At 69.5% G+C, this 13,781-nt stretch carries 11 protein-coding genes and 1 pseudogene; 10 read left to right on the top strand and 2 right to left on the bottom strand.

What is annotated here, in order from left to right:
* Positions 1–636: 636 nt before the first annotated feature.
* Positions 637–1,445: pseudogene (locus O1Q96_RS43620) on the bottom strand (IS5 family transposase).
* A gap of 142 nt (positions 1,446–1,587) precedes the next feature.
* Between O1Q96_RS43620 and O1Q96_RS43615 the strand changes: the two are divergent.
* A complete protein-coding gene (locus O1Q96_RS43615) occupies positions 1,588–2,502 on the top strand; it encodes a transposase (protein ID WP_269253347.1) in 915 nt (304 codons plus the stop codon).
* A 362-nt stretch (positions 2,503–2,864) separates the two neighbouring features.
* Here the strand turns inward: O1Q96_RS43615 and O1Q96_RS43610 are convergent, their stop codons facing one another.
* The gene (locus O1Q96_RS43610; protein ID WP_269253346.1) at positions 2,865–3,731 is read right to left on the bottom strand and encodes a bifunctional DNA primase/polymerase; all 867 of its coding nucleotides are present in this window, start codon (positions 3,729–3,731) and stop codon (positions 2,865–2,867) included.
* A gap of 431 nt (positions 3,732–4,162) precedes the next feature.
* Here O1Q96_RS43610 and O1Q96_RS43605 point away from each other — a divergent pair, with 431 nt between their 5' ends.
* From O1Q96_RS43605 to O1Q96_RS43565, 9 genes are all read left to right on the top strand, one after another.
* The gene (locus O1Q96_RS43605; RefSeq protein WP_217457224.1) at positions 4,163–4,474 is read left to right on the top strand and encodes a hypothetical protein; all 312 of its coding nucleotides are present in this window, start codon (positions 4,163–4,165) and stop codon (positions 4,472–4,474) included.
* A 365-nt stretch (positions 4,475–4,839) separates the two neighbouring features.
* Positions 4,840–6,090 (top strand): acyl-CoA dehydrogenase family protein, encoded by a 1,251-nt coding sequence (locus O1Q96_RS43600; RefSeq protein WP_269253345.1) that lies wholly within the window; start codon positions 4,840–4,842, stop codon positions 6,088–6,090.
* A 38-nt stretch (positions 6,091–6,128) separates the two neighbouring features.
* Positions 6,129–7,178: a bifunctional MaoC family dehydratase N-terminal/OB-fold nucleic acid binding domain-containing protein gene (locus O1Q96_RS43595; protein WP_269253344.1), complete on the top strand. Its 1,050-nt coding sequence runs from the start codon at positions 6,129–6,131 to the stop codon at positions 7,176–7,178.
* A gap of 1 nt (position 7,179) precedes the next feature.
* Positions 7,180–8,244 carry an acyl-CoA dehydrogenase family protein gene (locus tag O1Q96_RS43590; protein WP_269253343.1) on the top strand — a complete coding sequence of 355 codons (1,065 nt, stop codon included), beginning with the start codon at positions 7,180–7,182 and terminating at the stop codon, positions 8,242–8,244.
* A 17-nt stretch (positions 8,245–8,261) separates the two neighbouring features.
* Entirely contained in the window at positions 8,262–8,714 is a 453-nt protein-coding gene (locus tag O1Q96_RS43585) for a MaoC family dehydratase (RefSeq protein ID WP_269253959.1), read from the top strand.
* Positions 8,711–9,883, top strand: a complete 1,173-nt coding sequence (locus O1Q96_RS43580) for a lipid-transfer protein (RefSeq protein ID WP_269253342.1) — start codon at positions 8,711–8,713, stop codon at positions 9,881–9,883. Before O1Q96_RS43585 ends, O1Q96_RS43580 begins: the two co-directional genes overlap by 4 nt.
* 72 nt (positions 9,884–9,955) lie before the next feature.
* Complete coding sequence (locus O1Q96_RS43575) at positions 9,956–10,831, top strand: glycoside hydrolase domain-containing protein (protein WP_269253341.1); 876 nt, start codon at positions 9,956–9,958, stop codon at positions 10,829–10,831.
* 472 nt (positions 10,832–11,303) lie between these two features.
* The gene (locus O1Q96_RS43570; protein WP_269253340.1) at positions 11,304–11,849 is read left to right on the top strand and encodes a SigE family RNA polymerase sigma factor; all 546 of its coding nucleotides are present in this window, start codon (positions 11,304–11,306) and stop codon (positions 11,847–11,849) included.
* A 153-nt stretch (positions 11,850–12,002) separates the two neighbouring features.
* Entirely contained in the window at positions 12,003–13,661 is a 1,659-nt protein-coding gene (locus O1Q96_RS43565; RefSeq protein WP_269253339.1) for a long-chain fatty acid--CoA ligase, read from the top strand.
* Positions 13,662–13,781: the final 120 nt, after the last annotated feature.

Raw genomic sequence — 13,781 nt, 5'->3', positions numbered from 1 at the left:
TTGGATGGCAATTAGTGCCTGAGTGCATTCGATGATGTCCTTCGCGTGGCCCTGTGCTACCCACTCCATAAGAACTCGTAACACGATCTTGCTGGCGTGCCACGGCTGGCCGGGGGTGCTGTTGAGTAGGTTGCCGCTGCCGAGATAATTCACGGGCTACGCCGGAGTCATGCTGGGATGAAGCTCGGCCACCAGGGTGGGACATTGTCCGGGCACAACGGGGCGGGGTAGGAGTCCGGCATGCCGACCCATGTGACAAGGAACCAGGTGAACCACAGGGTGAAGATGAGCCCTGCAATAAGGGCTGTCCTGCGATGACGTCTTCCAATGGTGCTGTGCAGCATCACCCACGAAACCGCAGCGGCGATCCATATGAGAGGGACAAGAAACAGCAAAGTCATGCCATTGGTTACGCCGTTGCCGATGTCACAAGCAGCCCATACGTTCCCAATGGCAGCAGTGGACACCACTGCGGTCAGTCCACCCAAGAGGACACCAAGGCCAGTTCCCCTGAACCAGCGGCTCGGAGGACTCGACGGCTCTGTTCCCACGATCGTCTCCCCACCTCGCCGTAGGCGCGGAGAGTACCAACGTTCTGAAGTAGCCCGCTGGGGCCCTGTCCTGCCCTGACACCGGTCAGTCGTTCTTGTGCTTCCGAAGCCGTCGCCAGCAGATGAGACTGCAGGCCAGGGAGACGAAGGCGTCGTGGAGTTCGGCGCGGCGTTCCCACGGACGGCGAGGCGTTTGAAGTGGTGGAGCAGGGCGAAAGTCTGCTCGCCGACGTAGCGGGCTTGCCCATGCCCTGGATGTTCGGTGATCCCTTGCGGGAGATGACGGGCAGGATCCGTCGGCGACGCAACTCGTCGCGGTGGGCGTTGGAGTCGTAGCCCTTGTCGCCGATCAGGGCTACGGGCCTGCGGCGGGGCCGGCCGGGGCGGCCCGCGACCGGCGGGATGCCGTCGACCAGGGCGAGGGTCTGGGTGACGTCGTTGACGTTGGCCGCAGTCGTGATGACCTTGAGCGGGGTGCCGCGTCCATCGCAGATCAGGTGGTGTTTGCCGCCCGTTTTCCGCCGGTCGACCGGCGACGGACCCGTATCGGCGCCCTCTTTTTCGCGCGGATGTGAGAGCCGTCCACACACGCATGTGACCAGTCGAGTTCGCCGGCCGCGTTCAGCTCCGCGAGCAGGACCCGATGTAGCCGGTCGAAGACTCCTGCTTTCTGCCAATGGTCCAGGCGGCGCCAGCAGGTCTGCCCCGAGCCGAACCCCAGCTCCAGGGGCAGGAGTTGCCGGGCTATGTCGTTGTAGAGGACGAACAGGATGCCCTGGAGGCAGAGCCGATCCGCCACCGGTCGTGGCCCCGGGACCGCTCCGGCCACGGCGGCAGTAACGGCTCGATCAGCGCCCACAACTCATCGTCCACGATCCACGGTCGAGTACCCACACCCCGCGAACGGTCGAATCGTCACCGGTTACGCCTCACCAGCACGCTTCAACAAGATCCTGTTACGAGCTCTAACGAGTTGGTGCGTGATAGCGGGTGAGGCGTCGTATCTGACCGGTGGCATGATCCGACTGTGGCGATCATGGTCAATCGGGCGGTGCTGGCGCATCCGCTGTTCACGGGGATCTCGCAGCATCATCTCGCGCGCTTGGTCGAGGAGTTGGCGGCGCCGTGGCAGGCCGGGCTGGAGGGCCGCCGTCATGCTGCGCGAGGCGGAATCCGCAAGCGGGCCGAAGGCGCCGGCGCCCGCCACCAGCTGGTCTTCGTCGACCGGCTGGTGGCCACTCTGATCCACATACGGCACGACATACCGCATGCGGGGCCGGGCCTGCTGTTCGGCGTCGACCGCTCCACCATCACCCGCGCGATCGCAGAGACACGACCGCTCCTGGCCGCGCGGGGATGCGCAGTCCCCGACCGCCCCGGCCTGCGACTTCGGACGCTGACGGATGTGTTCGCCTACGCCCAAACCGAGGGCATCGAGCTGCGGCTGGATGCCACCGAGATCCAGGTCCGCAGGCCACCGGCCGGCCGCGGCGGACGACGCGCGTTCGTCTCGGGCAAGAAGAAACAGAACACCATGAAGGCCACCGTCATCGCCGACCGGCGGGGCCGCATGCTATGGACCGACGCCCTGCGGCCTGGGCGTATGCACGACGCCACGGCCGCCCGCAACGAAGGCATCGCCGTCTGCTTCCAGCATTTCCCCGACGTCGAGGTCCTCTTGGACGACGGCTGTCTCGGCCTGAGCCGCGACCACCGCGGGCAAGCGATCACCCCGCCGAGAAAACCGCGGCCGGGAGCACCGCCCAGCAGAGTCGAACAGTGGGAACGTGACCGCCACTGGCACTCCTCCGACCGCATCACCGTCGAACACGCCCTGGCCGACCACAAACGCCGGAAGCAACTACTGCGCTGGACCCACCGACGCGACCGCCTGCCCGACACCTACCGCGCCATCGCCAACCTCGTCTCCGACCGCACCATCACCGCCTGAAAACGAGCCACGCCCAGGCCAAACACGCCTCACCCGCTATCACGCACCAACTCGTAAGTGTGGGCCAAAGCGCTGTGGAACTAGATCGCTTGCGACATCCGCGCAGGTCAGGGCTCGGGCCGCCCCGGATGCTGGAACGCTCTTGAAAAGCCGTCGTCGCAGCGATGTGACCGTGGGTTCAAATCCCACACCCACCGCAGTGTGCGAGACAGGGGCGCCCGGAACCGACTGGTTCCGGGCGCCCCTGTCGTTCGTGCGGTGTGCGGGTGGCCGTGTGTTTTTGGGGTGCACGCGTGCGTGCGGCCTTTCGGGGCTCTCCTTTGTGGGGTGCCGGGGTGCCGGGGTGCCGGGGTGGTTCCGGGCTACGGGCGGTGGCTTGTCATGCGGGATGCCGACGTGATCGTCGAGCGGGCCTCGCGTTCGGTGAGGCCCGTGCGGATCGCGGCGTCGACCAGGGCTTCGGTCAGTTCCGGGCCGAGGTCGTTCTCGTACGCGCGGCAGGCCGCCCAGAAGAGGCGGGTGTTGCGCTGGCCCGCGTGGGCTGCGAGGACGAACTGGACGAGGCCCTGGCCCTGTTGGTTCGCCGAGGCGGCCGCGGTGGAGTGGGTGCGGGGCGGTGGCATGAGGATGCGCAGCAGTGAGGTCGGGCAGGGAGCCGGCGCCAGGTGGGCTGTGCCCGGGACTGTGCCGTAGACGCCGTGTTCGGTGCGTGAGCCCGGGCCGACGAGGTAGCCGCCGGCGCCGCGGATGTCGATGCCCGGGGCCAGTCGGCCCGCCGAGTTGGGGACGACGACGTCGGGCGGGCCGCTCAGCCAGAGGTGGCGGCCGCCGCTGGGGGTCAGTACGACGACCGTCTCGGGAATCGTGAACAGGTGGCGCAGGGCCAGTTCTCGTAGAGCCGCGGACGAGTCCGTACCCGACTTGGTGTCCAGGTCTATGCCGATGAGGTGGTGCGGGTCGAGGCCGCAGGCGATGCCGTAGCCGGTGGCCCAGGGGGCGGCGGTGAAGAGTTCGCGTATGCGGTGGGGGTCGGTCGAGGCGTCGTACACCCCGTGCCCGAAGCGGCCGCACTCACCGTGACAGGGCGGTGCCGTCGGGTCGTCGCGATGGGGCGAGCGGAGCGCCGGGAGTTTGGTCCGGGACAGCGGGATGACGGCCAGTCCGCGTTCGGCGGCTGACAGGGCGTGTGCGAGGGCCAGCGTCGTGGCCTGCCGGTCTATGGTGGCCATGACTCTATTTTCGTACGAGTGTTCGAGAAAGGGAAGGGGTGGGGCCGCGCGGGGCAGGGCCTCGTGGGCGGCTCGCCCGCAGGTCGGGGGCCGCTGGGGTGGAGGGTCGAGAGGGTCGGGTGGGGTGCGAAAACCCGCCTGGGGAGATTGGCCGAAAAAGTGACGGAACGCTTCATCTCTTGCGGCGTATGGGATGGGGATGTCCGCACCGTCCTGAACTGCGGTTTCGGGGCGTGAAGGGGGTTTATTGACATGTCCTCACGCTTGCGAGCGAATAGCGGCTTCCGGGGTGGTTCGCCGGGGATTCGGTGGGCAATTCTGATCTCGCGACGTCGTGAACGAACACCGAGGCGGTCGGCCAACTGCCTCAGATCCAGCCGTACTCAGCCGGCCCTGACCGGCATGTACTTCCCGCTTCTGGAGGAACACACATGGCAAGCATCCGTACTGCTCGCGTTCTTGCCGCCGCGGCAGCCCTGCCGCTCGCCGCCGCCCTCTTCTCGGGCGTGGCGGTGGCCGACAACGGCTCGTTCGCGGACAACGGATCGAACGCGGCCGTGGCGACGGTCGGTGGCAGCGGTGTCGGTGGGGACAACTACGGCACCTCGTCCACGACTCAACAACAGGCCGTGGGCTCCGGTGCCTCGAATCAGAGCAACACGGCGCAGGTGAACGGTTCGGCGTTCACGGCCATCGACCAGTCGAACGAGAACATCGCCGTCAACTTCACCCACCTCTGGTGAGTCGGGGGCTGTCGGGGACTGGAGACCCCCGGCGGCCAGTACGCCTCCTGGTGAGGTGTTTTGTGGGGTGGTAACACGTCTGCGCGGCGGTGCTTCGGCATCGCCGCGCAGACGTGTTCGCCCGCCCTTCGAGCCTGCCGAACGGCAGGTGTGACGCACGCCTGGTGCGGCGCGCGCCGGGGTGCGCCGCGCGGTGTGGCCGCCGTGCTGCATGCCCGGTGTGCTGTATTTCCGGTGCGCGGTGTGCCGTCCATTCCTTCCGTCCGCGTCAGCGGGTGCCATGGCCGTCTCGACCTTGACAGCCGGGGGTATCTGACGGACAGTCAGAAACCCTTGTTCGTACGAGGTCCGGGAGGGCCGTCGTCGTGCATCTCGCCCCCACCGAGCGCCAGCGACGACTGCGCGCCGAACTCCGCGCCTACTTCCGTGAGCTGATGCCGGAAGGGCCTTCCGCCACCGGGCCGGACGGACAGCGCGCGCTGTTGCGGCGGATCGGCGCCGACGGCTGGCTGGGGCTCGGCTGGCCTGAGGTGTACGGGGGCCAAGGGCGCGGTGCCGACGAGCAGTTCGTCTTCTTCGACGAGGCCTACAGGGCCGGCGCTCCGGTCTCCATGGTGACGCTGAACACGGTCGGGCCGACGCTCATGAAGTACGGGACCGACGAGCAGAAGGACTTCTTCCTGCCGCGGATTCTGCGCGGGGAGCTCGTGTTCGCGATCGGCTACAGCGAGCCCTCGGCGGGGACGGATCTTGCATCGTTGCGGACGCGGGCCGTGCGGGTCGGCCGCGAGGGCGGCGATGGCGAGGACGCTGGCACGAGGGCGGGCACGGGTGCAAATGGCGGCTCCGGAGGGAGAGATGGGGCGGGAGCCGGCGGCGAGTGGCTTGTCGACGGGCAGAAGGTGTTCACCTCCAACGCCCAGCACGCCGACTGGATCTGGCTCGCCTGCCGCACGGACCCCGACGCGCCGAAGCACAAGGGGATCTCGATCCTGTTGGTCCCCACGGACGCTCCGGGGTTCTCGTGGACGCCGATCGAGACGGTGGGCGGACTGACCACGACGGCCACGTACTACGACGGGATCCGGGTCCCGGCGTCCCGGCTCGTCGGTGAGGAGAACGGCGGCTGGGGGCTCATCACCAACCAGCTCAACCACGAGCGGGTCGCGCTCGCGGCCATCGGGATGCAGGCCGAGGACTTCTACGCGGCCGTACTGGCCGCCGCCCGAACGCCCGATCCGGTGACAGGGCGGCGCAGGGTTGACGAGCCCTGGGTGCGCTCGAAGCTGGCCGAGGTACATGCCCGCCTGGCGGCAACACGCCTGCTCAACTGGCGTTTGGTGGGTGATGTGGGGGCCGGTCGGCTGGCGGCCGGAGACGCCAGTGGCGTGAAAGTCGTGGGAACCGAATCGGCCGTCGCGGTGTACCGAATGTGTCAGGAAATTGTCGGATCGGACGCGCTGGTCCGTTCCGGTTCGCCGGGTGTCTTCGAGGACGGCGAGCTGGAGCGGATGAACAGAGCGGCGCAGATCAACACGTTCGGGGGCGGGGTGAGCGAGGTGCAGCGGGAGATCGTGGCGACGATGCGGCTCGGGATGACCAGGGGGCGGCGGTGAGCGGGAGGGCCGGGTCGAGCGGAAAGGGGGCGGCGCCCGTGGGCGGGGCCGGAGGCGGGTACGAGGACGTGTACGCGCGGTTGAAGGCGTACGAGGGGTGTGCGGCCGCCGTCGGAGGCGTGGGCAAGGACCTGGTCAACGCACCGATGATCCGGCACTGGTGCGAGGCGCTGGGAGACACGAATCCGGCGTACGCGGGAGCGGAGGCCGTGGCACCGCCCACGATGCTCCAGGCCTGGACGATGGGGGGCCTGTCCGGGCACGAGGGACGCTCCGAGGCGTACGACGAGCTGCTCGGGCTGCTCGACGGCGCCGGGTACACCTCGGTGGTGGCCACCGACTGCGAGCAGGAGTATCTGCGGCCGTTGCGGCCCGGGGACCTGATCACCTTCGACGCGGTGATCGAGTCGGTCTCCGAGCGCAAGACGACCAAGCTGGGCACGGGGTACTTCGTCACGACGCGGATGGATGTACGGGCAGGGGGCGAGCCGGCGGGGACGCACCGCTTCAGGATCCTCAAGTACGTGCCCGTTGGGCGGGCTCGGAGGGACAGCCCGGTGACGGGGAGGGCCGAGGCGTCGGAGGCCGGGCCGGTCGCGGCGGCCGGTCGGCGGGCGGCGCAGCCCGGGGCAGACGCGACAACTCCCCGCTCTGAGAGGTCTGGTTCCGAGCGCTCTCTTTCCGAGCGGCCCCGCCCCGTCGTCAATCGTGACAACGCCGGATTCTGGGAGGGCGTGTCGCGGCACCGGCTGCTCATACAGCGCTGCGAAGAGTGCAGGACACTGCGGTTCCCCTGGCTGCCGGGGTGCAACGCCTGCGGAGGCATGGAGTGGGACACGGTCGAGGCGGCGGGCGAGGGGACCGTCTATTCGTACGTGGTGATGCACCACCCGCCCTTCCCCGCCTTCGATCCTCCGTATGCCGTGGGGCTGGTCGAACTCGCCGAAGGCGTACGGATGATCAGCAATGTGGTGGGGGTGCCGCACGACAGGGTGCGGATCGGTATGCCGGTGCGGCTGGAGTTCGAGCGGGTGGACGAAGAGCTGGAGCTGCCGGTCTTCCGGGCCACCGAGGGGAGCGAAGTCTGACATGGACTTCACACCGACGGAGGAGCAGGCGGCGGCTCGTGACCTGGCCGCGCGGATCTTCGGTGACCTGTCCACGCACGAGCGGCTGACCGCCACCGGGACGGACAGCGACGACGAGTTGTGGAAGACGTTGTGTGAGGCGGGGCTGCCGGCCGCCGTCCAGGACACAGGGCTTCTCGGGCTGGTGCTTCTCCTGGAGGAGCAGGGGCGGACGACGGCTCAGGTGCCCTTCGCGGCGAGCTGTGTCTACGGGCTGCTCGCCGTGTCGGCGCACGGTTCGGCGGAGCAGCGGGAGCGGCTGCTGCCGGGAATCGCGGAGGGGACCGTGGTGGTGACCGGCGCTCTGCCCGAGGCCGCCGTACGGGTCGGCCCGCCCGGGAGGCTGAGCGGTGTGGTCCCCGTCGTGCCCTGGCTCCGCGATGCCACGCACGTGCTCGTCGCCGACGACGAGCACCGGTTGTGGCTCGTACGGACCCTCGACGCCCGGTGTGACCCCGTGGAGTTGACGGCCCCCTGGGCCGCCGGACGCCTGACGCTGGACACGTCACCGGGCGAGCGCCTCGGCGACCCGGACGGAAGCGGGAGGGGCGTCTCGGAGAGAGGTGTCGCGGCGTACGACGACGTGCTGGCCAGTGCGCGAACGGCCTTCGCGGGGCTGCAGGCAGGGGTGTGCGCGGGCTCGGTGGCCAGGGCGGTCGAGTACACCAACACCCGCGAGCAGTTCGGACGACCGCTCGCCGCCAAGCAGGGGGTGCAACTCCGGGCCGCCGACGCGTACATGGACACCGAGGCGATACGGGTCACGGCCTACGAAGCGGCGTGGCGACGGGACGAAGGGCTGGACTACGCCACACATGCGCTGACCGCCGCATGGTGGGCGTCGGAGGCGGGGCACCGCGTCGTCCACGCGGGACAGCATCTGCACGGCGGAATGGGAGCCGACCTCGAACATCCCGTGCACCGGCACTTCCTGTGGGGACGGCAGCTGGAGGCGTATCTGGGAGGCGGGAGCGAACTGCTCCAGGAGCTGGGGGAGCTGATCGTGCACGGTGAGGGGGACTCATGACCACCGATGTCGGGCCGGTGCGCGTTGGTGATGCGCTGCCGCCCCTGGAGATCGAGATCACCCGCACACTCGTCGTCGCCGGGGCGATCGCCTCGCGCGACTACCAGGACGTGCATCACGACGCGGAGCTGGCACGGCAGAAGGGCTCGCCGGACATCTTCATGAACATCCTGACGACCAACGGACTGGTCGGACGCTACATCACGGACCATTTCGGGCCCCGGGCCGTGCTGCGGGGGGTGGCGATCAGGCTCGGTGCGCCCAACTACCCGGGCGACACCATGGTGCTGACCGGCAGGGTGGAGGACGTCCGGGGTGACACGGCGACGGTACGGGTCGTCGGCGCCAACGGCATCGGCAGACATGTCACGGGGACGGTCACGGTCACGGTCACGGTGCCGCGGGCGGATACCGGCGCTGCCCCGGCTACGGACCCGGCCGCGGTCCAGGACGCGGAGGGCCGGACATGAGCGTACGGACGAAGGACAGCCTCGGCGGGCGGGCGGCCGTCGTCGGGATCGGGGCCACCGAGTTCTCCAAGGACTCGGGGCGCAGCGAGCTGCGGCTCGCGGTGGAGGCGGTGCGGGCAGCGCTGGACGACGCAGGGCTCACGCCGGGCGATGTGGACGGCATGGTGACGTTCACGATGGACACGAGTCCCGAGATCACCGTCGCCCAGGCAGCCGGCATGGGGGAGCTGTCCTTCTTCTCCCGGATCCACTACGGCGGCGGGGCGGCCTGCGCGACCGTCCAGCAGGCCGCGCTCGCCGTGGCCTCGGGGGTGGCCGAGGTGGTGGTCTGCTACCGGGCGTTCAACGAACGGTCGGGGCGGAGATTCGGCTCCGGGGTGCAGCGGCGGGAGCCGTCGGCCGAGGGCGCCGCACTCGGCTGGGCGCTGCCCTTCGGACTGCTCACGCCCGCGTCCTGGGTGGCGATGGCGGCCCAGCGCTATCTGCACACGTACGGGCTGACCCCCGAGGCGTTCGGGCATGTGGCGGTCGTGGACCGGAAGTACGCGGCGACCAACCCGGCGGCGTACTTCCACGGCAGACCGATCACGCTCGCTGACCATGCCGCTTCGCGCTGGATCGTCGAGCCGTTGCGGCTGCTCGACTGCTGTCAGGAGACCGACGGCGGTCAGGCCCTGGTCGTCACCTCGGTGGAGCGGGCGCGCGACCTGCCGCATTCGCCGGCCGTGATCACCGCGGCCGCCCAGGGCGCGGGGCGGGCGCAGGAGCAGATGACCAGCTTCTACCGGGACGACCTGACGGGGCTGCCCGAGATGGGCGTGGTGGCCCGGCAGCTGTGGCGCACGTCGGGGCTGACGCCGGCCGAGATCGACGTCGGGATCCTGTACGACCACTTCACGCCGTTCGTGCTGACACAGCTGGAGGAGTTCGGGTTCTGCAAGCCTGGTGAGGCCGCGGACTTCGTGGCGGAGGAACGGCTGCCGTTGAACACCCACGGCGGGCAGCTCGGTGAGGCGTATCTGCACGGGATGAACGGAGTGGCGGAGGGAGTACGACAACTGCGCGGTTCGGCGGTGAACCAGATACCGGGAGCCCGTCGCGTGCTGGTGACCGCCGGGACGGGCGTTCCGACGTCGGGGCTGATCCTGGGTTCGGACGATCGGGGCTGATTCCGGGGGCGGACGGATGAACGTGGCGCGTGTCCGGGGCCGACCGCCCGGGCGGGACCGTTGACTCGGCGTATGCGTTGGCTGCGTTCTCACAAGGTGATCGTCGGACTCGGATTCGTGCTGCTCCTGATGGGGCTCACGGCCGCACCCCCCGCGGAGGCGGGGCCATGGGCGCCGGGTGCCCTCGCACCGGCGGGTTCCCACGCCCCGGAGCCGGGCGCGAGACCCGGGCCGCTCGTCTACAAGGGCCGTGCGTTCGACACCTGTCGGGCGCCGTCCGCGGACACCATGCGGCGGTGGCGGGCGTCCTCGTACCGGGCCGTGGGCGTCTACTTCGGCGGTCGCGGACGGGCCTGCCGGGCCCAGCCCCATCTGAGTCACCGCTGGATGCGGACGGTGCACGGCCAGGGCTGGCGCGTGCTGCCGTTGTACGTGGGCTCGCAGTCGACCTGTGTGTTCGCGAAGCACAAGAGGAACGTCCGGATCGGCGGGCATCCCTGGAAGCAGGGGACGGCGGAGGCGCGTGACGCGGTGAGGAGGGCGGCGGCGCTCGGCATCCGTCCGGGGAGCCCGCTCTTCCTGGACATGGAGGCCTATGCGCATCGGAACAAGAGGTGTGCCCGCTCCACGCTCCTGTTCGTGCGCGGATGGGACCGGGAGGTGTCGCGCCAGGGGTATCTGCCGGGCTTCTACAGCAGTGCCGAGTCGGGCGTGCGCCACATCGAGAGCGCGCGGCGGGCCGGTGTGCGGGATCTGCCGGCGGTGATGTGGTTCGCACGGTGGGGAGTGCGGGCCCAGCTCGACAAGGAGCCCGTCCTGCGGAGGACCGCGTGGGCGCCCGCGCGGCGCATCCACCAGTACGCGGGCAACGTACGCGAACGGCACGGCGGCCGCACGCTGCTGATCGACCGCAATGTGATGCACGCGCCCGTCGCGCGCATCGGCTGAGCGGTCGAGCCGGGTTCTCGGCGGCCGTGGGTCCGGCTTTCTGCCGGACCCACGCGTCGCGGCCGCCGCCCAGGCAGAGCGCGGGTACCACGAGCCAGGGGGCGGGTATCGCGGGGTCATGGGCGGAGCAGGCGCGTACCGCAGGGCGTGAGGGCACGTGTGTACCTGTCGGCGGAGGTCGGCGGATCGGGGCGCGTTCGGCAGGCTCCGCAAGCCGTGGTCGTACCGTGCGGCGGGCGCGCGGCCGCTTCCACCCGCTCCGTCCGGAGTGCGCCTCTAGTCCTCCCGCATCAGGGCGGGGAGCGGGCTACTGCGGAAGAAGCCGTCTCTCAGGGGTGAACCCTCAGGGGTCCGGAGCCTCGTGTCCACCTTCAGGAGGTGGGGCCTGCCCCCCTCCTACAACCTGAGGCGGACACGGCTTCGGGACCTGCGGCCGATCCGCTGGAGTAGGGGGCGATCCTAGCGTGGAGCCATGACCACATCCGTCTGCACCAGCGCTTCGAATGCCGCGACGCGGACTCATGCGTACCCGTCGTTCTCCTCGTACGTGAAGGCCCGCCAACCGGTGTTGCTGCGTACCGCGCGCTCGCTGACCGCGAACCCGTGCGACGCGGAGGACCTGCTGCAGACCGCACTCACGAAGACGTACGTCGCGTGGGAGCGGATCGAGGACCACAGGGCGCTCGACGGCTACGTGCGGCGGGCGCTGCTGAACACGCGGACGTCGCAGTGGCGGAAGCGGAAGGTCGACGAGTTCGCGTGCGACGAACTGCCGGAGCCGCAGGCCCCGCCGGCCGGAGACCCGGCGGAGCACCAGGCGCTGCACGACGCGATGTGGCGCGCGATCATGAAGTTGCCCGCGCGGCAGCGGGCCATGGTCGTACTCAGGTACTACGAGGACCTGAGCGAGGTGCAGACCGCGGACGTGCTGGGCGTGTCGGTCGGAACGGTCAAGTCGGCCGTGTCGCGCGCCCTGGGAAAGCTCCGTGAGGACCCTGAGCTGGGCCCAGTGCGCTGATCGGCGCGGCGGGAGCACAGAGCGCTCGTCGGGCAAACAATCCCGTCGTGACGTGATCGATCATCCTGGAGTAGTGACATACCGCGCGGTATGTGAGCAGAATCAGCCCAACCCTTACTACCGCGTAGGCAATGTCGCCCCCGGGAGGACGCCGTGCTGAGCACGATGCAGGACGTACCACTGCTGATCTCGAGGATCTTGACCCATGGGTCGACGATCCACGGTTCATCCCAGGTGATCACCTGGACCGGGGAGAGCGAGCCGCACCGACGCTCGTTCGCCGAGATCGGAGCCCGGGCCGCCCAGCTGGCGCACGCGCTGCGCGACGACCTCGGAGTCCGCGACGACGACCGGGTCGCGACGCTGATGTGGAACAACGCCGAGCACGTCGAGGCGTACTACGCGATCCCCGCCATGGGCGCGATCCTCCACACACTGAACCTCCGGCTGCCTCCCGAGCAGCTCGTCTGGATCGTCAACCACGCCGCCGACCGCGTGGTCGTGGCCAACGGTTCGCTGCTCCCGCTGCTCGCGCCGCTGCTCCCGCACCTCAAGTCGGTCGAGCACGTGGTTGTCTCCGGCCCCGGCGACCGTTCGCTGCTGGACGGGGCGACGGTCCAGGTGCACGAGTACGACGACCTGATCGCGGGTAAGCCGGACAGCTACGACTGGCCCGAGCTCGACGAACGCCAGGCCGCGGCCATGTGTTACACCTCCGGCACGACCGGCGACCCCAAGGGCGTCATCTACTCGCACCGGTCCATCTACCTGCACTCGATGCAGGTCAACATGACGCAGTCCATGGGCCTCACCGACGGGGACACGTCCCTCGTCGTGGTCCCGCAGTTCCACGTGAACGCCTGGGGCCTGCCGCACGCGATGTTCATGACCGGCGTGAACGTGCTGATGCCGGACCGTTTCCTGCAGCCCGCGCCGCTCGCCGAGATGATCGAGAGCGAGCGTCCGACGCACGCGGCCGCCGTCCCCACCATCTGGCAGGGGCTGCTCGCGGAGCTCAAGGCCAAGCCGCGTGACGTGAGTTCGCTGACCCAGGTCACCATCGGTGGCTCCGCCTGTCCGCCCGCTCTCATGACGGCGTTCGACGAGCTGGGCATGCGTGTCTGCCACGCCTGGGGCATGACGGAGACCTCACCGCTCGGTACGATCGCGCGGCCTCCGGCCCACGTGGAGGTGGGTTCGGACGAGGAGTTCGCGTACCGGCTCACCCAGGGCCGCTTCCCGGCCGGTGTCGAGGCCCGGCTGACCGGCCCGGGCGGCGAGCGACTGCCGTGGGACGGCGAGTCCGCCGGTGAGCTGGAGGTGCGGGGCCCCTGGATCGCGGGCGCGTACTACGGAGGTCAGGGCGCCGAAGTCCTGCGCCCCGCCGACAAGTTCAGCGAGGACGGCTGGCTCAAGACCGGTGACGTCGGCACGATCAGCGCCGACGGCTTCCTGACCCTCACCGACCGCGCCAAGGACGTCATCAAGTCCGGCGGAGAGTGGATCTCCTCGGTCGACCTGGAGAACGCCCTCATGGCCCACCCCGACGTCGCCGAGGCCGCGGTCGTCGCCGTCCCGGACGACAAGTGGGGTGAACGCCCCCTCGCCACCGTGGTGTTGAAGGAGGGCGCCAGCGCCGACTTCAACGACCTGCGGTCCTTCCTCGCGGGCGAGGGCAAGATCGCCAAGTGGCAGCTCCCCGAGCGCTGGACGATCATCGAGACCGTGCCGAAGACGAGCGTCGGCAAGTTCGACAAGAAGGTGCTGCGCAGGCAGTACGCGGCGGGCGAGCTGGACGTCACACAGATCTGACGGGGATCGGATCCGCAGCCCTTCCGGGCGCGTTCGGGCCGATACGCGGGTTGGGGCGCTGTTTCACGTGAAACAGCGCCCCAACCCGTATGTGCGTATGTTCAGTTGGTGCCGCCGGCC

Origin of the sequence: Streptomyces aurantiacus (genome assembly GCF_027107535.1) — a bacterium.
In the GTDB taxonomy this organism is placed as follows: Bacteria; Actinomycetota; Actinomycetes; order Streptomycetales; family Streptomycetaceae; genus Streptomyces.
This window is presented reverse-complemented; position numbering and strand designations above follow the sequence as displayed.

Bases quoted from the DNA above. Each gene is read 5' to 3' on its own strand.
- O1Q96_RS43610 (WP_269253346.1), bottom strand. From the start codon at position 3,731: ATGGCCACCATAGACCGGCAGGCCACGACGCTGGCCCTCGCACACGCC.
- O1Q96_RS43575 (WP_269253341.1), top strand. From the start codon at position 9,956: ATGCGTTGGCTGCGTTCTCACAAGGTGATCGTCGGACTCGGATTCGTG.
- O1Q96_RS43590 (WP_269253343.1), top strand. From the start codon at position 7,180: ATGGACTTCACACCGACGGAGGAGCAGGCGGCGGCTCGTGACCTGGCC.
- O1Q96_RS43615 (WP_269253347.1), top strand. From the start codon at position 1,588: ATGGTCAATCGGGCGGTGCTGGCGCATCCGCTGTTCACGGGGATCTCG.
- O1Q96_RS43580 (WP_269253342.1), top strand. From the start codon at position 8,711: ATGAGCGTACGGACGAAGGACAGCCTCGGCGGGCGGGCGGCCGTCGTC.
- O1Q96_RS43605 (WP_217457224.1), top strand. From the start codon at position 4,163: ATGGCAAGCATCCGTACTGCTCGCGTTCTTGCCGCCGCGGCAGCCCTG.
- O1Q96_RS43570 (WP_269253340.1), top strand. From the start codon at position 11,304: ATGACCACATCCGTCTGCACCAGCGCTTCGAATGCCGCGACGCGGACT.